The organism is Tenacibaculum piscium (assembly GCF_021390755.1).
In the GTDB taxonomy this organism is placed as follows: Bacteria; Bacteroidota; Bacteroidia; order Flavobacteriales; family Flavobacteriaceae; genus Polaribacter; species Polaribacter piscius.
In genome coordinates this window covers 806,298-832,697 of record NZ_JAJGWR010000001.1, presented here as the reverse complement: position 1 = coordinate 832,697, position 26,400 = coordinate 806,298, and the positions used below count along the sequence as shown (strand labels likewise).

Annotated in this window: 20 protein-coding genes; 11 read left to right on the top strand and 9 right to left on the bottom strand. The window is 31.4% G+C overall.

What is annotated here, in order from left to right; translation table 11 throughout:
* Positions 1-43 precede the first annotated feature (43 nt).
* Positions 44-1,219 (bottom strand): GlmU family protein, encoded by a 1,176-nt coding sequence (locus L0U72_RS03905; protein ID WP_233897726.1) that lies wholly within the window; start codon positions 1,217-1,219, stop codon positions 44-46.
* A 166-nt stretch (positions 1,220-1,385) separates the two neighbouring features.
* On the opposite strand from L0U72_RS03905, the gene L0U72_RS03900 reads away from it, so the two are divergent.
* Positions 1,386-1,769 (top strand): 6-phosphogluconate dehydrogenase, encoded by a 384-nt coding sequence (locus tag L0U72_RS03900; RefSeq protein WP_101916988.1) that lies wholly within the window; start codon positions 1,386-1,388, stop codon positions 1,767-1,769.
* 25 nt (positions 1,770-1,794) lie between these two features.
* Positions 1,795-2,340: an acyl-CoA thioesterase gene (locus L0U72_RS03895; RefSeq protein ID WP_101916987.1), complete on the top strand. Its 546-nt coding sequence runs from the start codon at positions 1,795-1,797 to the stop codon at positions 2,338-2,340.
* A gap of 554 nt (positions 2,341-2,894) precedes the next feature.
* Here the strand turns inward: L0U72_RS03895 and carB are convergent.
* Together carB and rpmH are read right to left on the bottom strand one after the other, a co-directional pair.
* Complete coding sequence (carB, locus tag L0U72_RS03890) at positions 2,895-5,747, bottom strand: carbamoyl-phosphate synthase large subunit (RefSeq protein WP_233898460.1); 2,853 nt, start codon at positions 5,745-5,747, stop codon at positions 2,895-2,897.
* Positions 5,748-5,852: 105 nt separating this feature from the next.
* On the bottom strand, positions 5,853-6,014 hold the full coding sequence (rpmH, locus tag L0U72_RS03885) for a 50S ribosomal protein L34 (RefSeq protein ID WP_058884776.1): 162 nt from the start codon (positions 6,012-6,014) through the stop codon (positions 5,853-5,855).
* Positions 6,015-6,244: 230 nt separating this feature from the next.
* Here rpmH and L0U72_RS03880 point away from each other — a divergent pair, with 230 nt between their 5' ends.
* From L0U72_RS03880 to L0U72_RS03870, 3 genes are all read left to right on the top strand, one after another.
* Positions 6,245-7,864 carry a CTP synthase gene (locus L0U72_RS03880; RefSeq protein ID WP_101916985.1) on the top strand — a complete coding sequence of 540 codons (1,620 nt, stop codon included), beginning with the start codon at positions 6,245-6,247 and terminating at the stop codon, positions 7,862-7,864.
* Positions 7,865-8,118: 254 nt separating this feature from the next.
* Positions 8,119-9,990, top strand: coding sequence for a membrane protein insertase YidC (gene yidC, locus L0U72_RS03875; protein ID WP_233898459.1), 1,872 nt, complete (start codon positions 8,119-8,121; stop codon positions 9,988-9,990).
* A gap of 372 nt (positions 9,991-10,362) precedes the next feature.
* Positions 10,363-12,822 carry an outer membrane beta-barrel family protein gene (locus L0U72_RS03870; protein WP_233898458.1) on the top strand — a complete coding sequence of 820 codons (2,460 nt, stop codon included), beginning with the start codon at positions 10,363-10,365 and terminating at the stop codon, positions 12,820-12,822.
* A 424-nt stretch (positions 12,823-13,246) separates the two neighbouring features.
* Here the strand turns inward: L0U72_RS03870 and L0U72_RS03865 are convergent, their stop codons facing one another.
* Positions 13,247-13,420, bottom strand: a complete 174-nt coding sequence (locus tag L0U72_RS03865; protein ID WP_193699837.1) for a hypothetical protein — start codon at positions 13,418-13,420, stop codon at positions 13,247-13,249.
* Positions 13,421-13,588: 168 nt separating this feature from the next.
* On the opposite strand from L0U72_RS03865, the gene fumC reads away from it, so the two are divergent.
* From fumC to L0U72_RS03850, 3 genes are all read left to right on the top strand, one after another.
* Positions 13,589-14,989, top strand: a complete 1,401-nt coding sequence (fumC, locus tag L0U72_RS03860; protein WP_233897728.1) for a class II fumarate hydratase — start codon at positions 13,589-13,591, stop codon at positions 14,987-14,989.
* Between the two features lie 281 nt (positions 14,990-15,270).
* Entirely contained in the window at positions 15,271-16,137 is an 867-nt protein-coding gene (locus L0U72_RS03855; RefSeq protein ID WP_233898457.1) for a YkgJ family cysteine cluster protein, read from the top strand.
* Between the two features lie 100 nt (positions 16,138-16,237).
* Positions 16,238-16,711, top strand: coding sequence for a nucleoside deaminase (locus tag L0U72_RS03850; protein WP_101916978.1), 474 nt, complete (start codon positions 16,238-16,240; stop codon positions 16,709-16,711).
* Positions 16,712-16,732: 21 nt separating this feature from the next.
* On the opposite strand, the gene L0U72_RS03845 is transcribed toward L0U72_RS03850, so the two are convergent.
* From L0U72_RS03845 to L0U72_RS03825, 5 genes are all read right to left on the bottom strand, one after another.
* Entirely contained in the window at positions 16,733-17,422 is a 690-nt protein-coding gene (locus L0U72_RS03845) for a lysoplasmalogenase (RefSeq protein ID WP_233898456.1), read from the bottom strand.
* Positions 17,423-17,662: 240 nt separating this feature from the next.
* On the bottom strand, positions 17,663-19,660 hold the full coding sequence (gene ligA / locus L0U72_RS03840; protein ID WP_233898455.1) for an NAD-dependent DNA ligase LigA: 1,998 nt from the start codon (positions 19,658-19,660) through the stop codon (positions 17,663-17,665).
* Positions 19,661-19,756: 96 nt separating this feature from the next.
* Positions 19,757-21,199, bottom strand: coding sequence for a glyceraldehyde-3-phosphate dehydrogenase (locus L0U72_RS03835; RefSeq protein WP_193706598.1), 1,443 nt, complete (start codon positions 21,197-21,199; stop codon positions 19,757-19,759).
* Positions 21,200-21,377: 178 nt separating this feature from the next.
* Positions 21,378-22,187, bottom strand: coding sequence for a DUF2071 domain-containing protein (locus tag L0U72_RS03830; RefSeq protein WP_233898454.1), 810 nt, complete (start codon positions 22,185-22,187; stop codon positions 21,378-21,380).
* Between the two features lie 33 nt (positions 22,188-22,220).
* On the bottom strand, positions 22,221-23,618 hold the full coding sequence (locus tag L0U72_RS03825; protein WP_233898453.1) for a trypsin-like peptidase domain-containing protein: 1,398 nt from the start codon (positions 23,616-23,618) through the stop codon (positions 22,221-22,223).
* Positions 23,619-23,814: 196 nt separating this feature from the next.
* On the opposite strand from L0U72_RS03825, the gene dapF reads away from it, so the two are divergent.
* From dapF to mltG, 3 genes are all read left to right on the top strand, one after another.
* A complete protein-coding gene (gene dapF / locus L0U72_RS03820) occupies positions 23,815-24,588 on the top strand; it encodes a diaminopimelate epimerase (RefSeq protein WP_233898452.1) in 774 nt (257 codons plus the stop codon).
* A 58-nt stretch (positions 24,589-24,646) separates the two neighbouring features.
* A complete protein-coding gene (locus tag L0U72_RS03815) occupies positions 24,647-25,210 on the top strand; it encodes a GNAT family N-acetyltransferase (protein WP_233898451.1) in 564 nt (187 codons plus the stop codon).
* Positions 25,211-25,370: 160 nt separating this feature from the next.
* Entirely contained in the window at positions 25,371-26,399 is a 1,029-nt protein-coding gene (gene mltG / locus L0U72_RS03810; RefSeq protein WP_101916971.1) for an endolytic transglycosylase MltG, read from the top strand.
* Position 26,400: the final 1 nt, after the last annotated feature.

The window sequence follows — 26,400 nt, the reverse complement described above, 5'->3', positions numbered from 1 at the left end:
AAATAGCCATTTTATTTATTCCTGATTTATTTTAAGGTTTATTTTAATAGTTTCGATATTGTTTTGTTTGTTCAAAAACGTTTGCAAGAATTGCTTTTTCTTTTTCATCAAATTGGATATTTCTTCTTTTCATGACTACTTCAGCAACTTCAAAAACTTTATTGGTTTTGTATTCTGTAAATCCAGCTGCTCCGCCCCAACTAAAAGAAGGTATAAAATTTCGAGGAAATCCGCTACCAAAAATATTGGCAGAAACTCCCACAACAGTTCCTGTATTAAACATAGTATTGATACCACATTTTGAATGATCGCCCATCATTAAACCACAAAATTGTAAGCCTGTTTTTGCGAAACGACCTGTTTCATAGCTCCATAATTTTACCTCAGCATAATTATTTTTAAGGTTTGAATTATTAGAATCTGCTCCAATATTACACCATTCTCCAAGTACAGAATTTCCTAAAAAGCCATCGTGTCCTTTACTCGAATACCCCATTAATACCGAATTATTTACCTCTCCTCCTACTTTGCAATGAGGTCCTAAAGTAGTTGCTCCGTATATTTTTGCTCCTAATTTTAACACCGAACTCTCACACATTGCCAATGCACCTCGCACGACAACGCCTTCCATAATTTCAGCATTTTTCCCGATGTAAATAGGTCCTGAACTAGCGTTTAAAGTTGCAAATGTTAGTTTTGCACCTTCTTCGATAAAAATAGCTTTTTTATTGATATAATTTACCGTTTCAGGGATTGGTTCAGACGTTCTACCTTCGGTAATTAAATCAAAATCGGCACGAATTGCTTTGTCATTTAACGAAAAAATATCCCACGTATTTTTGACTTGCATTACTTCTTCTTCATATTCGATTTGCTGATACGTTGAGAAATCTACCTCATCTTGCGTATCATTGGTATAAAAAGCAATGACATCTTCTCCTTTAAAAATTGCCTGATTTTTGGTTAATGTTTTTATGGTATCGACCAATAATTCCGTAGGTAAAAAAGAGGCATTTATCAAAATATTTTCTGATAATTCCACCATTGGATATTTTTCTTCTAAATATTCTTCGGTAATTGTGGTAGTGGTTAATCCTAAGTATTTTTCCCATTTTTCACGAATTGTTAAAATTCCGATTCTGATATCGGCAACGGGCTTTGTATAGGTAAATGGTAGTAGCGCAGTTCTAACAGCGCTATCGAATAAAATATAATTCATTTTATTATTATTTATTTTATAAATTATTTATAGTTTCCTTGATGATTATTGCTAATTATAAATTTTTAATGAACACTCACAAACTTACTAATTTGAAATGATTTGAAATCGTTTTAGAAGTTTAAATATTAGCCTTACTTTTGTTTGCACAACCTAAATTGTTATCATGAAAAAAATAGTTGCTTTTATTTTTGTTATTACATTATCTTTATTTGCTTATTATGCTTTTATTTATTATGTACCTTACAGCAAAGGCGTTCGTTCTGGTGAACTTATCAAAATAAGTTATAAAGGCGTTGTTATTAAAAGCTGGGAAGGTGAAATTAGCCAAGGTATTTCTGGAGCTCAAATTTTCTCTTTTTCGGTGCAAGATCATGAGAAAGAAGTTATTGCCGATTTGCAAAAATTTCAAGGAAGGTATGTAAAAATCACTTATAAAGAACTTTACAGTACTTTTGCTTGGCTTGGTGACACGAAATATTTTGTAACAAATGTAGAGCAAGAAAACTCACCACATTTTAGAAGTTTAGAAGAGGCTTCTGATAATTAAAAAATGTTATTAAAAGAGACAATAAATGATGAAAAAATTTAAACACGTAGAGGAAACAGGCATTACTATTTCAGAATTAATGTTGCCTTCACACGCTAATTTTAGCGGTAAAATTCACGGAGGATATATTTTATCATTATTAGACCAAATTGCCTTTGCGTGTGCTTCAAAACACTCTGGCGAATATTGCGTTACAGCATCGGTTGATACGGTTGATTTTTTAAAACCGATTGAAGTTGGCGAATTAGTAACCATGAAAGCTTCGGTAAATTATGCGGGTCGTACTTCAATGGTTGTTGGTATTCGTGTAGAGGCCGAGAATATCAGAACAGGAAAAAAGAAACATTGTAATTCTTCGTATTTTACGATGGTTGCGAAAGATAAAGATGGGAAAAGCGTACAAGTTCCTGGTTTAATTGTAAATGATGATATTGAAATCAGACGTTTTTTAAAGGCAATAAAACGTATCGAAATGAAAAATAAACGACAAGAAGAGTTTGATAGTGAAAATTTTGTACACCATAATTACATTAAAGATTTAGAGAAATACAATGTAAAAATTGAACTATAATCATTTTTATTTTACTAAAAAATTAAAAACCTTGATCGTCTTAGAACTTTCAAGGTTTTTTTATGGAGCTATTTGTTAACTATAAAGCTAGCGCCAAGCATCTTGCTTGTGCCGTTAAAGAATAATTCAAAAAAAAGCCTATCATTTCTGATAGACTTTTTAATGTTTAATCTTAAAAAAATTATTTACTTAAATACATTTTACGTCTTGAATATAAGTCATAAAACTGATCATCTTTTAAACTATCAATAAATAAAATACTTTCTTCTATAAAGCTAGCGCAAGCATCTTGCTTGTGCCGTTAAAAAATAATTCAAAAAAAAAGCCTATCATTTCTGATAGACTTTTTAATGTTTAATCTTAAAAAAATTATTTACTTAAATACATTTTACGTCTTGAATATAAATCATAAAATTGATCGTCTTTTAAACTATAAATAAAATACTTTCTTCTATAAAGCTAGCGCCAAGCATCTTGCTTGTGCCGTTAAAGAATAATTCAAAAAAAAAGCCTATCATTTCTGATAGACTTTTTAATGTTTAATCTTAAAAAAATTATTTACTTAAATACATTTTACGTCTTGAATATAAGTCATAAAACTGATCGTCTTTTAAACTATCAATAAATAAAATACTTTCTCCTGTTGATTTCATTTCAGGTCCTAGTTTTTTATTTACGTTCGGAAATTTATTAAACGAAAATACAGGTTGCTTAATAGCATATCCTTCTAACTGCGGATTGAAATCAAAATCTGTAACTTTATTTTCACCTAACATTACTTTTGTTGCGTAATTTACATACGGTTGTTTGTAGGCTTTTGCAATAAAAGGTACGGTACGAGAAGCTCTTGGATTTGCTTCAATAATATAAACGATATCGTTTTTAATAGCAAACTGAACATTTATTAAACCAACTGTTTTTAATTCTAAAGCGATGGTTTTGGTATGGTCTTTTATTTGCTGTAATACTAAATCTCCTAAGTTAAAGGCTGGTAAGGTTGCATTTGAATCTCCAGAGTGAACTCCACAAGGTTCAATATGTTCCATAATTCCGATAATTTGTACATTTTCACCATCACAAATTGCATCAGCTTCTGCTTCAATTGCTCCGTCTAAATAATGATCTAATAATAATTTATTACCAGGCATTCTTCTTAATAAATCAACAACGTGTTCTATTAATTCTTCTTTATTGATAACAATTTTCATTCCTTGTCCTCCTAAAACATAAGAAGGTCTTACTAAAATTGGGAAATCTAATTGATCTGCTAAAGCTAAAGCTTCATCTGCTGTTTCAGCAATTCCAAATTCTGGAAAAGGAATATTATTTTTCATTAAAAGATCAGAAAAACTTCCTCTATCTTCGGCTAAATCTAAGGCTTCAAAACTCGTTCCTAAAATTTTGATTCCGTATTTAGTTAATTTTTCAGCTAACTTTAAAGCAGTTTGCCCACCTAACTGAACAATAACTCCTTCTGGTTTTTCATGCTTAATAATGTCATAAATATGTTCCCAAAAAACAGGTTCAAAATATAATTTATCCGCCGTATCAAAATCGGTAGAAACCGTTTCAGGATTACAGTTAATCATAATTGTTTCGTAACCGCATTCTGCAGCTGCTAAAATACCATGAACACAACAGTAATCAAATTCAATTCCTTGCCCGATACGGTTTGGTCCTGAACCTAAAACGATAATTTTTTTCTTTGGAGTCACTTCACTTTCATTAGCGATAATTGTAACACCTTCTTTGGTTACGATATCACTTTCAAAAGTTGAATAATAATATGGCGTTTTTGCTTTAAATTCAGCCGCACAGGTATCAACTAACTTGTAAACTCGGTTGATATTTAATTCCTCTCTTTTACTATATACTTGACTTTCTAAACATTTTAACATATGTGCAATCTGGCGATCTCCATATCCTTTTTGTTTTGCTTCCAATAATAAATCTCTATCAAGCGTATCAACGGTATATTTAGAAATTTCTTTTTCTATTTCGTGTAATTCTTCATATTGCTTTAAGAACCACATATCAATTTGTGTAATTTCGTGGATTTTACTCAACGGAATTCCCATTTTGATAGCATCATAAATAATAAAAACTCTATCCCAAGAAGCGTATGTTAACTTCTCAATAATTTCATCGTAGTTTTTATTTTCTTTTCCATCAGCTCCTAAACCATTACGTTTAATTTCTAATGATTGTGTTGCCTTGTGTAATGCTTCTTGAAACGAACGTCCAATTCCCATTACTTCTCCTACGGATTTCATTTGTAAACCTAACGTTCTGTCAGAACCTTCAAATTTATCAAAGTTCCATCTAGGAATTTTCACGATTACATAATCTAACGTTGGTTCAAATAAAGCTGATGTCGATTTTGTAATTTGATTATCTAATTCATCTAAATGATACCCTAAGGCTAATTTAGCAGCAATTTTTGCAATAGGATATCCTGTTGCTTTACTTGCCAATGCTGATGAACGAGATACACGTGGATTAATTTCAATAGCAATGATGTCTTCTTTTTCATCTGGAGAAATAGCGAATTGTACGTTACAACCTCCTGCAAAATCACCAATACTACGCATCATATGGATTGCCATATCACGCATTTTTTGGAATGTTTTATCAGAAAGTGTCATCGCTGGAGCTACTGTAATTGAATCTCCTGTGTGAATCCCGATAGGATCCATATTTTCGATTGAACAAATAATAACCACGTTATCATTGGCATCTCTTAACAATTCTAATTCATATTCTTTCCAACCGATAAGTGCTTTATCAATCATGACCTCATGAATAGGAGAAACTTCTAATCCACGGGTCAATAAGGCATCAAAATCTTCTTCTTTATACACAAAAGAAGCTCCTTCTCCACCTAAAGTAAACGAAGCTCTAATGATTAAAGGAAATCCAAATTCTTGTGCAATTTCTTTTCCTTTTAAAAATGATGTTGCCGTAGCTTGAGGCGCCATTGGAATACCAATATCTAACATCAAGTTTCTAAATTTTTCACGATCTTCGGTAATATTAATTGCATCAATATCAACACCGATAATTTCTACACCAAAATCGTTCCAAATACCTTTTTCATCGGCTTCAATACATAAATTTAAGGCTGTTTGTCCACCCATTGTTGGTAAAACGGCATCAATTTGTGGATGTTCTTTTAATATCTGTACTAATGATTTGGTATTTAATGGTAAAAGATACACATGATCAGCCATAGTAGGGTCTGTCATGATCGTTGCAGGATTCGAATTGATTAAAACAGTTTCAATTCCGTCTTCACGTAACGAGCGTAAAGCTTGTGTTCCTGAATAATCAAATTCACAGGCTTGTCCAATAACAATTGGCCCTGATCCGATTATTAAAATAGATTTAAGGTCTTGATTTTTAGGCATTTTAAATAGGTGTTGTGTTAATCTGTAAAAGTAAAAAACGTTTGTATACAAAAAAAGTGTTACTATAAAAATAGTAACACCTAATATATTAACAAATGCTAATCATTATTTCTTTGGTCTTGGAGCAGAAGATACACTTAAATTCTTTCTTCCTTTAGCTCTTCTTCTAGCTAATACTTTACGTCCGTTAGCAGATGCCATTCTTTCTCTGAAACCGTGTTTGTTTCTTCTTTTTCTTTTCGATGGTTGGTAAGTTCTTTTCGGCATTATTTATGTTTTTAAAAATGGTCTTTTATTATACTTTGCTTTTTTGAAATTCCGTCTGCTAAAAGCGTTTGCAAATATACAATAGTTTTTCGTTTTTACAAAAACTAGTTTTATTTTTTTTGAATATTTGTTGAGTTCACAAATTTATGAAATTTTTATGTATTTTTTTTACTTTTTTTATTTTGTTCGAATTGTTAGACTTCTTACTTTTGCCCAAACCTAACAATACCATGAGCAACACTAAATACGTTTTTGTAACAGGAGGCGTAACTTCATCACTAGGAAAAGGAATTATAGCCGCTTCTTTAGCTAAATTATTACAGCAAAGAGGTTTCTCAGTGACTATCCAGAAATTAGACCCGTATATCAATATAGATCCAGGAACATTAAATCCATACGAACATGGAGAATGTTATGTAACTGATGACGGCGCAGAAACAGACCTAGATTTAGGACATTATGAACGTTTTTTAAACATTCCGACCTCACAAGCAAACAATGTTACTACAGGTAAAATCTATCAATCTGTAATAAATAAAGAGCGTAAAGGAGAATTTTTAGGGAAAACGGTGCAAGTAATTCCTCACATTACCGATGAAATTAAACATCGTGTTCAAATTTTAGGAAATACAGGAGATTACGATATCGTAATTACCGAAATTGGAGGAACTGTTGGTGATATTGAATCATTACCTTACGTAGAGGCTGTCCGTCAATTAAAATGGGAGCTTGGCGATGATAACGTTATTGTTATTCACTTAACTTTAGTGCCTTATTTAGCCGCTGCAGGGGAGTTAAAAACCAAACCGACACAACATTCTGTTAAAATGCTAATGCAAAGTGGTGTAAGCCCCGACATTTTAGTATGTAGATCTGAACACGAAATTAACGACACCATCAAACGTAAATTAGCCTTATTCTGTAATGTTAAAAAACAAGACGTAATTCAGTCGTTAGATGCCGAAACTATTTATGATGTACCAAATCTAATGTTTAAAGAAGGATTGGATTATGTTGTTTTAGATAAATTAAATTTATCTACCAGAAAACAACCTAAACTAAGAGCTTGGAATCAGTTTTTAGAACGTCATAAAAATCCTACTTCTACCATCGAAATTGGTTTGGTTGGTAAATATGTAGAATTACATGATTCTTATAAATCAATTACCGAAGCATTTATTCACGCAGGTGCGACCAATAAAACAAAAGTAGTTGTTCGTTGGATTCATTCGGAAGAATTAACACCCGAAAATGCAGCGTCACAATTAGCAGGATTAAATGGTGTTTTAGTAGCTCCAGGTTTTGGAGACAGAGGAATTGAAGGTAAAATTGCCGCCGTACAATACGTACGTGAAAATAATATTCCATTTTTAGGAATTTGTTTAGGAATGCAAATGGCAGTTATTGAATATTCTCGTAATGTTTTAGGAATGAAAGATGCGAGCTCTACCGAAATGGATAGCAAAACAGCCAATCCTGTTATCAATTTGATGGCAACACAAAAAGAAGTGACCGAAAAAGGTGGAACCATGCGTTTAGGTGCTTGGGATTGTCAAATTATCGAAGATTCTAAAGTATTTGAAGCCTATAAAACAACCTTAATTAGCGAACGTCATCGTCATCGATACGAATATAACAACGATTATAAAACGCAATTAGAAGAAGCTGGCATGAAATCAACAGGTATAAATCCTGAAACTGGATTGGTAGAAATTGTTGAAATCCCTACACATCCTTGGTTTGTTGGTGTACAATATCACCCAGAATATAAAAGTACGGTATTAAATCCGCATCCTTTATTTGTGAGTTTTATTAAAGCTGGTTTAAAACATTCAAAAATTAAAAAATAAATATAAAATCCTGTAATTTTTTAGTTACAGGATTTTTTCTATTTTTTAAAAAATAATTTTAATTTTATTGATTTTCATCAGTATGGAATACTGTTTGAACTACTACCCTATTGAAAATTAATCCTCGTAAAATCATATAAAAAATATGGTTTTACTACATTTGTCTGGTTTTTCAATCATTCTTAATCAAAAGAAAGAATTAAAAATGATTAGAAAAATAAAAAAATGACAACTTGACATTATAACAAACATCAATGGAACAAAAAAAATTTGATTTAAATTCCTTTATTGGAATGCTTTTATTAGGAGGAATATTACTTTGGTGGATGAACTCTCGTAAACCTGACGTAACTCCTGAAACTACTGCTCAAACAACAGAAATTACGAATGCTTCTAGCGTTCAAAATAATGTAGCAGGAACACCAATTTTAAATGATTCGCTACAACAAATTGCGCTGAAAAATAAATTAGGAGCGTTTGCTTACGGAGCATCAACCGCCAAAAATGGGGAAACGGTTATTGAAAATAATCTAGTAAAATTAACCATCGACAATAAAGGTGGACAAATTACACAAGCGTTAATTAAAAAATTTAAGACACACGATTCACTTCCTTTATATTTGGTAAAGGATAAAAATGCCTCGTTTAATATTAATTTTGGTACAACCGATAATCGTATTTTAAATACACAAGATGTATTTTTTGCGCCTACGTTAACTAAAAATGATGATTCTCAAATACTTTCAATGAAATTAAAAGTATCGGAAACTCAGTTTTTAGAATATCGCTATGAGATTAAAAAAGATGATTATCGTGTTGATTTTTCTGTGCGTTCACAAGGTTTAAATACTGTAATAAACAGCTCACAAGCGATCAATTTAGATTGGAATTTAAAAGGTTTTAGACATGAAAAAAGTTTAAAAACCGAAAATATGTACTCGTATTATTATTACAAAGCCGATGGCGATGTTGAATATTTACAGATGAACGATGACGAGGTAATAAGTGATGTTAATTGGGTTGCTTACAAACAGCATTTCTTTTCTTCTATTTTATCTTCGGATACACCTTTTAACGATGCAACCTTAAAATCAGTTGATTTTGCTGGTGAAGAAAACGATAGCGTATTTACGAAAACTTACGCTTTAAAAACACCGTTGGCATTAACAAATGGAGAATTAAATTATAATATGCAATGGTTCTACGGACCTACAAATTACAATTTATTAAAAACATATAAAGGAACAAGTTTAGACGAAATTGCTGATTTAGGTTGGGGAATTTTTGGTTTCTTAAATCGTACGGTATTTTATCCTGTATTTAATATTTTGAAAGGTTTTATTGGCAACTTCGGATTAATTATTATTTTGATGACGATTGTTGTACGTATTATTATGTCGCCAGTACTTTACAAGTCGTATTTATCGAGTGCAAAAATGAAAGTAATTCGTCCAGAAATGGAAGAAATCAACAAGAAATATCCAGGGAAAGAAAATGCGATGAAACGCCAACAAGAAACCATGGCTGTACAGCGAAAAGCTGGAGTTAGCATGATGTCGGGATGTATCCCTGCCTTATTGCAAATGCCTGTATTCTTTGCGTTATTTAAGTTTTTCCCAACAAATATCGATTTTAGACAAAAAACATTCTTATGGGCAAATGATTTATCATCATACGATATGATTTATCAATTACCATTTAGCATTCCTTTTTATGGCGATCACATTAGTTTATTTCCAATATTAGCGTCGATTGCGATTTTCTTTTATATGAGAATGAATCAAAATCAGCAAGCAAACATGCAAGCTCCAACGCAAGAAGGAATGCCTGATATGCAAAAAATGATGAAGTATATGATTTACTTCTCTCCTATTATGATGCTATTTTTCTTCAATAATTATGCAAGTGGATTAAGTTTATATTACTTTATTTCGAACTTACTTACTATCGTAATTATGTTAATTATTAAAAATTATGTAATTGATGAAGCTAAAATTCATGCTAAAATTCAAGAGAATAAAAAGAAGCCTGAAAAACCTAAAAGTAAGTTTCGTGAACGTTTAGATAACGCTATGAAACAAGCTCAAGAACAACAAGCTATACAACAAAAAGCAAAGAAAAAATAAGTTATTTTCTTTAGTTTAAATATTAAAAAGACCGCATTTATAGCGGTCTTTTTTGTTTGCCACATTTTTTGCCACTATATTTTTTTCAGATGAAATTTAAACAGGCTCTGAATTCTTTTATGTTGATGAATTTTAATTCACTTTGCTATTAAATAAATTTTCGGTACAATTTTTTTGAAGGAAAAAAATCACTCGAACTGACAGATTATTTAATTTTTAAACAGGTTTTTTAAGTATTATGATAATTTACACAACTTATTTAACATGTTTTTAACGAAACGTTATTAAACCTTTACAGAACTTTGAAGTCTTACCAATTATTATTGAATCGCTTTTTTGTACAATATACTTGATAAAAAAAATCAACAAAAGATGAGAAAAATTCTACTTTTAATTACTATTTTATTTTCTATAACCTTGTTTTCACAAAAATCAACAAGAAATCGGGCTGAAATTTCTAAAATAACCATAACAGGAAAAATTATAGAAGCAAGCACCAAACAACCATTAGAATACGCAACATTAGTGGTAACTCACTTAAAAAATAATCGTATTTCAGGAGGAATTACAGATGCTAACGGAAATTTTTCTATTGAAATACCAACAGGAACCTATGGTTTAAAAGTAGAATTTATTGGCTTTAAAACAAAGAATCTTAAAAATACGAGTTTCACAAAAAACACCCATTTAGGCACTATTCTATTATCCGAAGATTTAGAAACATTAAATGAAATTGAAATAATTGCCGAAAAATCAACCGTAGAAATTCGATTAGATAAAAAGATTTATAATGTTGGTAAAGATATGACACTAAAAGGCGGTACAGCTTCCGATGTTTTAGACAATGTTCCGTCGGTAAATGTAGATGCAGTAGGCGCTGTAAGCCTACGAGGAAATGAAAATGTCCGTATTTTAATTGATGGAAAACCCTCTGCCCTAGTTGGCTTAACAGGCACAGACGCATTACGTAATTTACCAGCCGATGCTATTGAAAAAATCGAAGTAATTACCTCGCCATCGGCACGTTATGATGCAGAAGGAACAGCAGGGATTTTAAATATCATCCTTAGAAAAGGAAAAATAACAGGAATTAACGGTTCGGTAAATGTTACTGCTGGAAATCCTGATTTATTTAAAATTGCACCTAATTTAAATTATCGCACCAAAAAATTTAACTTATTTTCCAATCTTGGTTATTCGTACCGAAAAGGTCCTGGAAATTCACAAACTACTTTTTCATATTTAAAAAATGGCGTTTTAGACAGCACACAAACCGAAGATAGAACTTTCGATAGAAAAAATAATAGTTTCAACGCTTCAGTTGGATTGGAATATTACCTCAATCAAAATAGCTCGATTACAGGTAATTTTGTGTACCGAAAAACAAACGGAGATGATGTTGCGACCAACATAACCAATCGTTTTTTACTTGCTGATAAAACACAACCTTTATATGATGAAGTCCGAATTGAAAATGAAAATGAAGACGGAACTGACAAACAATATTCAATAAATTACACCAATAACTTAAATGATTCAGGACAGAAATTAACCATCGATTTGCAATATGGCGATAGTCAAGAAACAGAAAAATCACCTGTAAGTGTTGATGGAATTTTAGCTGAATTAAATTCACAAATAACAAATTCTAAAGAAAAATTACTTCAAATAGATTATGTGTTGCCAATTGGCGAAAACAGTCAGTTTGAAATAGGACACAAAGCAAGTTATCAAGATTTAACGTCTGATTTTAGCGTAAATATTTTAAATCCAAAAGATAATTTCGACCCTTCAAATGCAATCACTTTCAAGCAAAATATCTATGCATTTTATACGCAATATGGAAGTAAAATACATAAATTCTCATATCTTTTAGGACTGCGTTCAGAAATTACAGACATTGATTTAGAGGTATTAACGACCCAGCAAAAATCAACAAAAAAATATACAGAATGGTTTCCAACCGTAAATTTAGGCTATGAATTAAGCGACTCCGAAAACCTTAGTTTGGGATACAGCCGTCGTTTAAAAAGACCTCGTCATTGGTTTTTAAACCCTTTTGAAAGTAGAAGTTCAGCGACCAATATATTTAGAGGAAATCCCGATTTAAACCCAACCTTTACCAGCTCTTTTGAAGCAGGATATAACACAAAAATTCGAAAATTTAATTTTGGAACTTCATTATATTATCAATATTCAACAGATATTATTGAAGGTGTTTCAATTATCGAAGAAAGAAATAACACGAATGTTTTTGTGCGTCAGCCCTTGAATTTGAATAATGAAAAACGCTACGGATTCGAGTTTACGAGTACTTATAATCCCATAAAAAAAGTGCGATTATCAGCAAGTTTTAACTATTTTAAATTTAATACCGATGCCTTTCTATACACATATACGGCAAAAAATGGTTCAGAAATAACGACAAAATTACCCGAGGTCAATGAAAATAGTTGGTTTGCACGTTTTAATACACGCATTACGCTTCCTGGAAAAATAGATTGGCAAACACGTTTAATGTATCGAGGAGCAAAAAATAATGCACAAACTGATAGAAAAGGTATGTTTATGGCAAATGTAGCTTTTAGTAAAGATATTTTGAAAGAAAAAGCTTCTATCATCCTTAATGTTAGTGATTTATTCAATTCTAGAAAGCGGGAAAGTACGACTTATTATGGCGGACGTGAAAATCCTTCAACAATTTCAAACGGAACATTTCAATGGCGTGAACGTCAGATTTCATTGAGTTTTACGTATCGTTTTAATCAGAAGAAAAAAATGGAAAAAAATGGATCTCAAAATAATGGCGGTGATTCAGAATTTAGTGGATAATTTTCTTTTGGGCGTTCGAGCGGGCTTTCATTACTCGCTTTTTAGTTTGATGCAAAAAAGCACCAAACTAAAAGAGCTCAAACATGCCATTCAATCCCTAACGCAATTCTTAGTTTTTTTTGATGATTTTTCTCAATTCAAGGACAGACAGGACAGACCTCACAGGTTTTAGAAACCTGTGAGGTCTAAATATGCAATAAATTGTCAGCTTAAAAAGCTTAGTAAAAAAGAAAAATTTTAGCAAAAATCCCTAGCCCCGATTGAAGCTTTGTTTGAGCTCCTTTTTTGATTTTTCTTCAAAAAAGAGCGAGTGCGAAAAGCGGGAAATAGCTTCAAAAAAATAAAAAGAATAACCACAACAAAAGCTCGTTCAAAATAATGAACGAGCTTTTGTTATGTATATCTGTTAAAAAACTAGCTAAAACTACTTACCTTCAGCAGCTCTCTTTGCTTCTTTTTTTAATTTCAAGTTCTCTAAAATTGTTCCACCAATCCAATAAGGAACAACAAATGTTAATAAGAAAATTAACAACCAAAAACCAGTTGTAAAAATAAACATGAATAATACTAATCCTGAAAATTGTGAAAAATCTAACATTTGTTTTCTGTAATAATTGTTATAAAGCAAAATTAGAACTATTTTTCTTTTTATCCAATAAAATAATAGAAAATATGATAAAAATCACGACTAAAAACTATAAGAATTTGTAAATTTGAATCAACTTAAAATGATATTCTTTTAAATAATTTTATAAATAATTTTAAAATGACAAAATACAGAATCGAAAAAGATACCATGGGAAATGTAGAAGTTCCTGCGGATAAATATTGGGGAGCGCAAACAGAACGTTCTCGTAATAACTTTAAAATAGGTCCTGCTGGCTCAATGCCTCTAGAGATTGTATATGGTTTTGCATATCTTAAAAAAGCAGCCGCTTATACAAATGCTGAATTAGGTGTTTTAGCTACCGAAAAAAGAGATTTAATTGCACAAGTTTGTGATGAAATTTTAGCAGGTAAACACAACGATCAGTTTCCGTTAGTAATCTGGCAAACAGGTTCAGGAACACAATCGAACATGAACTGTAACGAAGTAATTGCCAACAGAGCGCACGAAATTGCAGGTAAAATTATTGGTGAAGGTGAAAAAACCATTCAACCAAATGATGATGTGAACAAATCGCAATCATCAAACGATACTTTTCCTACAGGAATGCACATTGCAGCCTACAAAAAAATTGTAGAAGTTACCATTCCTGGAGTTGAGCAATTACGTGATACGTTAAAAGCAAAATCAGAAGCATTTAAAGATGTTGTAAAAATTGGACGTACCCATTTAATGGATGCTACTCCCCTAACCTTAGGACAAGAATTTTCTGGTTATGTAGCACAATTAAACTTCGGATTAAAAGCTTTAAAAAATTCTTTAGAGCATTTATCGCAATTAGCTTTAGGTGGAACTGCTGTTGGTACAGGATTAAATACGCCTGCTGGTTACGATGTTTTAGTGGCTAAATATATTGCTGAATTTACAGGATTACCTTTTATCACTGCTGAAAACAAATTTGAAGCTTTAGCCGCTCACGATGCTTTTGTTGAAACGCATGGTTCTTTAAAACAATTAGCAGTTTCTATCAATAAAATAGCCAACGATATTCGTATGATGGCTTCTGGTCCTCGTTCTGGTATTGGTGAATTAATTATTCCTGCAAACGAGCCAGGTTCTTCTATTATGCCTGGGAAAGTAAATCCTACGCAAGCAGAAGCAATTACGATGGTTTGTGCGCAAGTGATGGGGAATGATGTTGCGGTTACTGTTGGTGGTACGCAAGGACATTACGAATTAAACGTTTTTAAACCGATGATGGCGGCAAACGTATTGCAATCTGCTCAATTAATTGGAGATGCTTGTGTATCTTTCGATGTAAATTGTGCGGCTGGTATTGAACCAAATCATACTAGAATTACAGAATTAGTAAACAATTCTTTAATGTTAGTTACTGCTTTAAATACAAAAATAGGTTATTATAAAGCTGCTGAAATTGCAAACACGGCACACGCAAACGGAACTACGTTAAAAGTAGAAGCGGTTCGTTTAGGTTATGTTACAGAAGCTGAATATGACGAATGGGTAAAACCTGAACAAATGATTGGTGGCTTGAAATAAGCTTTTTTTTTATTAGATATAAACGTCATGCTGAATTTATTTCAGCATCGCATTAACAGAAGAACTACGGCAAATCAGGATGCGAACCTGAAATAAATTCAGGTTGACGGATGTGATGTTTTTTTTCAGATAAAATTTAAACAGGCTCTTATTAAACTTAAAAAAATCCCTGCAACTTATAATTGTAGGGATTTTTGTTTTTTAAATCTTATTTTTGCCCTCGCTATAAAAATAACTATTACTGATTTTCAACTATTCATTTCAAAAATAAAACATACAAAATGCAAGTAACAAAACTAAATTCTGAAAGTATATTACCGCTTACCTGCTCCCGTTCTGGATCGTGTTGTTTTGGAAAAGATGTAATGCTGAATCCGTGGGAATTATTTAGTTTTAGTCAAGAGAAAAAAATCACAACAAAAGATTTTCGAAATCTTTATACCGAATTTGGCGGTATTCAATTGCTTTTTGATGGAAAAACCGATAAAAAAGGACAGAAATCATGCAGTCAATATTTAGATAACGCTGGTTGTAGCGTGCACCTTGGGCGTCCGTTAGCCTGTCGTTTATATCCATTAGGTCGTCAAGTTCAGTTTGAAAAAGCCGAATATATTTATGAAGGAAATGCTTTTCCGTGCTTAACAGATTGTTCCGAAGTATTAGATTTACCTAAACTTAGTGTTGGTGAATATTTAAAAGGACAAGAAGCGCATCAGTATGAAAAAGCATTAGATGCCTATTTAATGGTGATGCAAAACATTGCCGATATTGGTTTTGAATTACTTTTAGATTCTGGATTATCCGCTTCTGACGATACCAAAACACTGGCTTCTTGGAGAGAAATAGGACAAGAAACACATGAAATATCCGCAGAAAGAATTGGTAAAGAATGGCTAGATTATTTAATGATTCCAAACATAACAAATCATGAGAATAACCCTGTTATTTTTGCTCAAAAACATAACGATTTTCTGCTTTTAAAAGCTCAAGAAAAATTCGGAAACTTACAAACGCTTCAAGAACTTCACGAAGCTTCGGTTTTAATAATTGCCGTTGCACTGCATTTATCAAGAGGTTTAAGAGCCGATACAAAAGGGCTCTCAGAACATTGGATTGCAACTGCAAAAAACCACGGAGCTAAGGAATAGTTAAAGTTTTTACGATATCAAGTTTATTGCCTATTTTTAATTCTTGAAATTATACTCAAAATAACACACAGAAACCAAACTTTTTCTTAATTAGCAGATAATGAACGAACACGAAAAATATATGAGTGAAGCTGTAAAATCAGCTTTAAAAGGAATGCAAAATAATGAAGGAGGTCCTTTTGGTTGTATTGTTGTAAAAAATGGCGAAATTGTAGGAATAGGAAACAATAAAGTAACTTCGACCAACGATCCAACAGCACATGCAGAAGTTACAGCAATTAGAGATGCCTGTAAAAACCTAGGTTCTTTTCAGTTAGACGGCTGTATTATTTACACTTCTTGCGAACCTTGCCCGATGTGTTTAGGCGCAATTTATTGGGCTCGCCCAGACAAAGTATACTACGGATGTAATCAGCAAGATGCGGCAAATATTGGTTTTGATGATGCTTTTATTTATAAAGAAATTGCACTTCCATACAATAAACGTAGTATTTCTTTTGAACAAATAGGACAAAAAATTGCCTTAGAACCCTTTGAAAAATGGACAGAAAAACAAGATAAAATTACCTATTAAAACTAAAAATCCGAAGTAATATTACTTCGGATTTTTTAATATAAATGTTTTTTCTCTTAAAATAATCGCTTGTACAATTAAATATTGAGCAATTATATACAAGATAATTATAGCGATATCAAAAATGTATTTTGAACTATAAAAATTATTTAAAGCAATACAACTATCCGATGCTATAAATAAAATTGCACCTAATAATAACCATAAATTCGGACGTGTTTTTTCTTGCTGATAATTTAACAACGCACAAGTTCCGAACCCTGAAATTGCCATTCCATAAATCAATACAGGAAGTAACATTTCACCTAAATTATCTTTAATCAAAAAGAAAATACCTAAGAATACTACTACAAAAATAGAAGCATATTTGAATATTTCAACGATTCTTATTTGAGTTAAAAAAACAGCTATCATTTTTATATACATCAAATGTGCGATTAAAAAACATCCTAATCCAAATACAAAATAACTGTTTTTATCTAATAAAAAAACATCACCCCAAAAGGAAAAAAACAATGCCGAAATTAACCAGAAATTAGCTTTTTCGTCTTTTTTTATATTTAGTAAATACACAACAACCAAACTTGTCATCAGTAAAGGTTTACAAATAATTTCTAAACTTTTATGTTGTGTAATTACTGCGTAAATATCTAAAATTGCAATTATTAAAAATACGAGTGATGCTATTTTTATTTTTAGCTGTTTAGTCATTTTCGATATTTATTTAATTCTTTTCTTTTAGAGCCTGTTTAAATTTCATTTAAAAACATTTTATAGTTGAAAAATCGCATCCGTCAAACTGAATTTATTTCAGTTTCGCATCCTGATTTGCCGTAGTTCTTCTCTTTATGTGATTCTGAAATAAATTCAGAATGACGAAAATTTGGTTTTTATTTAATTTTTAAACAGGCTCTTACTATTTCTTGATTATTTCTCTGATTATTTTTCTGATTATTTAATCATATCTATAAAATCTTGTTCAGAAATAATTGGTATTTCTAAACTTTCGGCTTTGGTTAATTTACTTGGTCCCATATTATCGCCTGCGACAATAAAACTTGTTTTTTTAGAAATTGATGAACTTACTTTTCCGCCGTTATCTTCAATCGCTTTTTTCAATTCATTTCTACTCATCTGATGAAAAATACCCGAAACAACAAATACTTTTTCGGCAAGTTTATCGGTTTGATTCTCTAAACTTTCCGCAGAAACTTCTAATTGTACACCATGTAATTTTAATCGGTTAATTAATTGAATATTCCCTAAATTATTTGAAAAATCGATAATACTTTGTGCAATTCTATCGCCAATTTCATCTACGGAAATTAGTGTTTCTAAATCAGCGGTCATTAATTTATCGATTGATTTAAAATGTTTTGCTAATTTTTTAGCGACTGTTTCACCAACAAATCGAATTCCTAAAGCAAACAATACTTTTTCAAACGGAATTTCTTTTGATTTCTCAATTCCTGCAATCATATTTTGTGCTGATTTTTCTGCCATTCTTTCTAGCGGAATAATCTGTTCGGTTTTCAAATCGTATAAATCGGCATAATTTTGAATTAAACCTTCTTTTCGCAATAAATCGACTGTTTCACCGCCTAAACCATCAATATCCATGGCTTTTCTGCTGATAAAATGCTGGATTCTTCCTGTAATTTGTGGCGCACAGCCAAACTCATTTGGGCAATAATGTTTGGCATCTCCTTCGCTTCTTACCAATTCGGTATTACATTCTGGGCAATGCGTTGCATATTGTGTTGGCTTAGAATTTTCAGGTCTTTTAGATAAATCAACGGCTATAATTTTAGGGATAATCTCTCCGCCTTTTTCTACAAAAACAGTGTCATTTATTCTGATATCTAATTTTTCAATTTGATCGGCATTATGTAACGAAGCACGTTTTACAATAGTTCCTGCCAATTGTACGGGTTCTAAATTTGCGACAGGCGTAATAGCTCCTGTTCGTCCAACTTGATACGTAATTTCATGTAAAATTGTGGATACTTGTTCTGCTTTAAATTTATACGCAATTGCCCAACGTGGGGATTTTGACGTATAGCCTAATTCTTCTTGTTGCTGTAAATTATTCACTTTTACAACAACGCCATCGGTTTCGTACGGTAAATGATGACGCTCAATATCCCAATAATTGATAAATTCAAAAATAGCATCAATAGAACTTACTAACGTAATGGTTTCAGGAACTTTAAAACCAACATTTCTAGCATTTTCTAAAATTTCAAAATGGGTTTTATACTTGCGATTCTCCGTAACAACTTGATATAACAAACAATCAAGCGGACGCTTTGAAACCGCAGCACTATCTTGTAATTTTAAACTTCCGCTTGCGGTATTTCTTGGGTTTTTATACGGTTCTTCATCATTTTCAAGGCGTTCTTGATTCATTTTATGAAATCCATCAAGCGGTAAAATAATTTCACCACGCATTTCAAAATCACCTAAAAAAAAATTATTTACTTGCAACGGAATTGATTTTATCGTACGAATATTTGCCGTTACCTCATCACCTTGAAAACCATCGCCACGGGTTACTGCTTTTATAAATTTACCGTTTTCAAACGTTAAATTGATAGATGCGCCATCATATTTTAACTCACAGGTATATTCAATAGCATCTGTACCAAGCATTTTTTGAAGTCGCTTTTCCCAGTCTAATAAATCATCTTTTGAATAAGAATTATCTAAAGAATACATACGATTTTTATGGGTAACGGTATCAAAATTTTTGGTAATTTCTCCGCCTACTCTTTGGGTTGGTGAATTGGCATCAAAATACTGCGGATTTTCGGCTTCTAAGTTCGCTAATTCTTTTAATTTAATATCAAAATCATAATCTGAAATAGTCGCATTATCTAACACATAATAATTGTGATTATGTTGATTTAATTCATCTCGAAGCGCTTGTATTGTTTGTTGAATATTCATGATTTTACAATTTACAAAGTATATTTACAAGAGTATTTTAAACTAAAAAACCGAAACAAAAGTTTCGGTTTTTTTATTATTTATTAATATAAACCATTAATAATACGTAAATCTACGAACTTTAGCAATGTGTTTTGCTAAACGCATTACTTGGTGCGAATATCCGTATTCGTTATCGTACCAAACATAGACAACAATTGTATCGCCATCGGCGATAGTTGCTTTACTATCAAAAATTGATGGTGCAGTCGTTCCAATAATATCCGAAGAAACCAATTCATTATTCATTGAATATTGAATTTGTTCTACTAAATCGCCTTCTAAAGCATATTGCTTCATAATTGCATTTACCGCTTCAACAGTTGTTGTACTGTTTAATTGTAAGTTTAAAATAGCTAAAGAACCGTTTGGAACTGGTACACGAATTGCATTCGAAGTTAATTTTCCTTCTAAAGCTGGTAATGCTTTTGCAACGGCTTTTCCTGCGCCTGTTTCGGTAATTACCATGTTTAAAGCGGCTGCTCTACCTCTACGGTATTTACTGTGCATGTTATCCACTAAGTTCTGATCATTCGTATACGCATGAATCGTTTCTAAGTGTCCTTTTTTAATTCCGAAGTTATCTTCTAAGACTTTTAAGACTGGTGTAATTGCATTTGTTGTACAAGATGCTGCTGAAAAAATATCCACAATATCAGGATTATTTTCTTCATGATTTACACCGTGAACAATATTTGGAATTCCTTTTCCAGGGGCAGTTAATAATACTTTACTTGCTCCTTTTGGCACTAAATGACGGCTTAATGCTTCTTTATCTTTAAATGCTCCTGTGTTATCAATAATTAAGGCATCGTTAATTCCATAAGCGGTATAATCGATATCTTCTGGTTTTCCAGCAGAAATCATATATACAGTAGTTCCATTGATAATTAACGCATTGTTGTCAGCATCTACTTGAACAGTTCCTAAGAAATCTCCATGAACAGAATCGATACTTAATAAAGAGGCTCTTTTTTCTAAAACTGCTTCGTTAATTTCTCCACGAGTAACTACGGCTCTTAATCTTAATTGAGAACCTTTCCCCATTTTGCTCATTAACTCACGTGCTAACAAACGTCCGATACGACCAAAACCATATAAAACAACATCTTTTGGTTCAATTTCTTCCGCTTTAGTAGCATCTTTTAATTTATTTTTTACAAAAGATAATTTATCGGTTGTTGCATCATCTTGTAAATGATATTCGTACGCTAATTTACCGATATCTAATTTTGATGCTGGTAACTCAATATTTTGTATTGCTTTCGCTATTTCTAGAGCATCGTTTATTGAAATTGGTTTTGCTACAAATTGTTTTGCATAATCAATTAATTTTAAAACTTCGGATGCTCTTTTATCTACTAATTGGTTTCTAAATAAAACTAATTCGATTGATTTATCGTACCATAAATCGTTTACGATATTAATAAATTCAACGGTAGCTCTTCTTACTTGCGCTTGATTTACTACTTCTTTTTCGTAATTTGTTATTGTTGACATAGTTGTGTGTTAACTAAATTTAAAAAAATTTGACACAAAAATAATATAAAAATACTATAAACATAGGTTTTTCAAACAGCTTTTTAAAAGTTTTATCTGTTGCTATCAGAATAGTAAGGGATAAAAAAGCACTTACTATTCTGATTTTAGCATTTAGCCAAGTTTAACAATTTTACCGTTATTTTTCTACTTTGTTACCAACAATTTTTATTTTTCTTGGTGGTAATAATATATCAAATTCAATTTTTGGAGTAATTAATACAGAATGAGGATTATTCATTTCAGATTTAGTAAGAAAACCAAGTTCTTCAAATAATTCAAAATACAATTTACTACTTTTTCCTTCTTTTAAATTTATTTTGGGATGCCAGATTTCATAAGTTCCTAGTTCTTTTTTAGATAAATCATAATATCCAATTACTGGATGTGTTAATATATGAGTTTGCTCATCCATATCTTTGAATCCTTTTAACAGTTTTACATCATCTCCTGAACTTTCAATTTCTATAAGTCCATTTCCAAGCTTAGATTTAAACTCCACCTTATATTCAGAATAAAGATTATTATTCCTTTTAAAATTAAATTTATATTTCCCATATTCCCAAGGCATATTCCATAAGTTCTTAGGAATAATAGATGTGATTGATCCCAAAGTTGTTCCAAAAAACCAAGCAGAATGACTGTTGTCTCGTTTATCAATTATATACGTTCTGAAGTTAGTTTGAAAAAACTTAAATTTTAAAAGTCTAGAAATTTTATAAAATGAAAAATCTTTATCCTTAAAAGCGACAGCACTAACGAGCGCATATTGCTTTCCTAATTCTTTAAATGTCCAAATTTTGAATGGTTTAGGTATTAAATGTTCAATTTTTTCAATAGCTACTTTATAACTGATTATTGTAAAATGTTCAAGTTGTGTGTTTACATCAAGAATACTTCTTGTAAGTCTATTCTTTATTCTTAAATCAGTTTCTTTTTTGTGTTCCACTTTTTCTATTGTTGGTATCTGTTGCTATATATGTTAAAATCGGTAGCGTTCTATTTTTCCTGACGGACTTAATAGTTCTAAATACATTTGTTCATTTCCTGTGTAAGTATCTAGAATTGCTACGGCTTCTGAGGCGCTGATAATTTGTTTTCCATTTATTTTAGTTAAAATATAATTTGCTCCGACATTATAATATTGAAAACCTTTATTATTGGTTGCAATAATTTTAGCACCTCCTTTTATGTGGTATTTTTCTTTTTCTTCGGATGTTACATTTTTTAATTTCACACCAAAAGAGCGTGATGTAAAGGTATTTTTTTTGGTTAATTGTACTTTTTTGATAAGTATTTTTCCATTTCTGTGTACGGTTAAATTAACATATTCGCCAGGACGTTTTGCAGTTAATTGTCCTTTTAAGTCAGAAAAAGTAATAATTTCAACATTGTTTACTTTGGTGATAACATCGCCTTTACGCAAACCTGAGGCTACTGCTTGACTATTTTTTTCAACTTCACCGATAAGTACGCCTTCTATATCTTTGATAGAATTATCAATACTAATTCCAATAATTGCTTCTTGAACTGTTCCAAATTCCAATAAATCATCGACTATTTTTTTGGCGATATTAGAAGGTACAGCAAAAGAATATCCTATAAAAGAGCCTGTTCTTGAAGAAATTGCGGTATTAATCCCGATTAATTCTCCGCTCGTATTTACCAATGCACCGCCACTATTTCCAGGATTTACAGCGGCATCGGTTTGAATAAAAGCATCTATATTTTTATTTCCGTCTAAATCTCGTCCTTTGGCGCTAATAATTCCTGCAGTTACGGTGGATGTTAAATTATATGGATTTCCGACTGCCAAAACCCATTCGCCAACTTTGATATTATCAGAATTACCAAAAGTTAAATTCGGTAGAACTTCGGGTGTTTCTACTTTTAAAAGGGCGATATCATTATTTTTATCGGTTCCAATTACGACAGCTTTTAATTTTTTTCGATTATTGAGTGTAATTTCAATTTCGGAAGCATCTTCAATTACGTGATTATTGGTAATAATATAGCCATCGGGCGAAATAATAACACCACTTCCCGTTCCTACTTGTTCATATTTTCGAATTTCATTTCTTCCAAATAATTGTGCAAATGGATTTTGTTGTGTTTTTACGGCGGTATTTTTCACGTGTACAACAGCGTGAACCGTTTTATCGGCAGCATCGGTAAAATCGGTGGGTGCTGACGAATTAATAGCCGTTTCTGGCATATAATTTACAGGAACACTATCCGAAGTAATTACTTTATTTTGGCGACTATTTTCAATAGAATTTTCGGTATTTATAGCTGATTTTTCAATAATTAGTGTATATCCTGAAAGTGCAATTACGCCTCCTAATACTGCTATAAATAGCGTTTTAAGTATGTTTTTCATTTTGTTATGTATATTGTTTTTAATTTGATTATAATAAAACGTACAAAATTTCACATCAACATTTAGATACTACCAAAGATAGTATTTTTAACATTTTTATTAAAGTTTTAAAAAATTGTTTAACGTGTTTTTAACACTTAAAATTACGTTAAATCACATAAAACTAGATTGCTTAAAATATGTATATTTGCCTACTATGAATTTGACTTTTTATAAATACCAAGGAACTGGAAACGATTTTATTATCCTAGATAATCGAACTAAAGTATTTCCAAAAGACGACACGAAATTAATTAATAAATTGTGTCATCGACATTTTGGCGTGGGTGCTGATGGCTTAATTTTAATAGAAAACCACGCAACAACCGATTTTGAAATGTTTTATTTCAATGCTGATGCAAGCCAAACGATGTGCGGAAATGGCGGACGATGTGCAGTTGCTTTTGCTAAAAAGCTAAATATTATTGATAAAAAAACAACATTTACGGCTTTTGATGGCGAACATTATGCCGAAATAACCAACGATATTGTTTCTTTACAGATGATTGATGTTACTGAAATTATCATCAAAAAAGACGCCGTTTTTGCCAATACAGGCACACAGCATCATGTGGAATTAGTCGAAAATTTAGCTGATTATCCTGTTTATGAAAATGGTAAAAAAATCAGATATAACAACTACGGAATCCAAGGAAGTAATGTCAATTTTGTCGAACAAATAAACAACAATACCTTTAGAGTTCGAACCTATGAGAAAGGCGTAGAAGATGAAACCTTAGCCTGTGGAACAGGTGTTACGGCCGTTGCAATTGCCATGCACGCCACCAAAAAAACTACCGAAAATACCATAAAATTACCTGTTGAAGGCGGTTTGTTAGAAGTTCGTTTTCAAGAAAAAAATGGAAATTACACCAATATTTTCTTAACAGGAAAAGCCGAATTCGTTTTTAAAGGAGAAATTAAATTGTAACTAAATTTCATCTATATTTCATCAAAAAAAATGTAAATTAAATTTAAAATAGCTAAAAATGACAACTTTAAAAGGCGAAAATCTAACTTTAAGAGCCATCGAACCCGAAGATTTAGCCTTTCTTTTTGATATTGAAAACAACGAATCTTTTTGGGAAATTAGCCATACGCAAACACCATTTTCACGATTTGTTTTAAAACAATATCTCGAAAATGCACATTTAGATATTTATCAAGCAAAACAATTACGATTAGTTATTGAACTAATTATTGAAGATAAAAAAGAAGCCAAAAAAACAAAAAAAGCTATCGGAATGATTGACCTTTTTGATTTTAATCCGCAACATAAAAGAGCGGGAATTGGTATTTTAATTCATCCCGATTATCAACAAAAAGGATTCGCTTCTCAAGCTCTAAAATTATTGATAAATTACTGTTTTACACAGTTGCAAGTACATCAATTATATGCAAATATTATCAGCGATAATCAAAAAAGTATCCAACTTTTTAACAAACACCATTTTAAACAAATTGGTATCAAAAAAGAATGGATTTTTAGTGATGAAAAAAATAAAAAATATAAAGACGAAATTTTATTTCAATTAATCAATAATTTTAAATAATCGAATCGAATCCGTCAAACTGAATTTATTTCAGTTTCGCATCCTGATTCGCCACTGTTCTCCTATTGATGCGATGCTGAAATAAATTCAGCATGACGAGAATTTAGTTTTTATTTAATTTTTAAACAAGCTCTTAGAAATAAATTTATTAAAAATAATCATGACTAAAAAAATAATATACGGAATTATTGCGACTATCTTTTTAATTGGTGGGATTATTGGCTTTAATTTTTATCAGAAAATTTACGGAAAAGCAATTACTAAAAATGGCGCTATTTATATAAAATCAAACGATACATTTGAAGATGTTAAAAAACAACTTGCTACTTATATTGACAAACCCGAAAATTTTAACTGGGTAGCCGATAAGAAAAAATTCACCAAACCTAAAGGTGGAAAATATCTGCTAAAAAAAGGCATGAACTTAAATGACGTTGTAAATTTATTGCGTAGCGGAAATCAAACGCCGATAAAATTGTCTTTTAACAATCAAGATTCTTTGGAAAAATTAGCACAACGAATTTCAGAACAAATTGAAGCCGATTCTAGCGATTTATTACAACAAATGATGAATGAAAAATTTTTATCAGAAAATAATTTTAATGAAAAATCAGCTTTAGGAATGTATATTCCTAATAGTTATGAATTTTACTGGAACACATCCGCAGAAAAATTTCGCGATAAAATGCTGACCGAATACAAGCGTTTTTGGAATTCGGAAAGATTAGAAAAAGCTAGAAAATTAAACTTATCAAAAAAAGAGGTAAGCACGTTAGCATCAATTGTTCAAAAAGAAACTGCTCAAAAAAGTGAACGCCCAATTGTGGCAGGTTTGTATTTAAATCGATTGCAAAATAATTGGCCATTACAAGCCGATCCAACCGTTATTTACTGCGTTAAACAGCTAAAAGGCGATGATTTTGACATAAAACGAGTATTAACAAAAGATCTTGAAATTGAATCGCCTTATAATACCTACAAAAATATAGGATTACCTCCTGCATTAATCGCAATGCCTGATGTTTCCGCAATTGATGCAGTTTTAAATCATCAAAAACACAATTACTATTATATGTGTGCAAGTGTCGAAAAAATAGGATTTCATGAATTTGCAAACTCCTTAGCACAACACAACAGAAATGCCGTCAAATATCAAAACTGGATACACAAAAAAGGAATTATACGTTAAT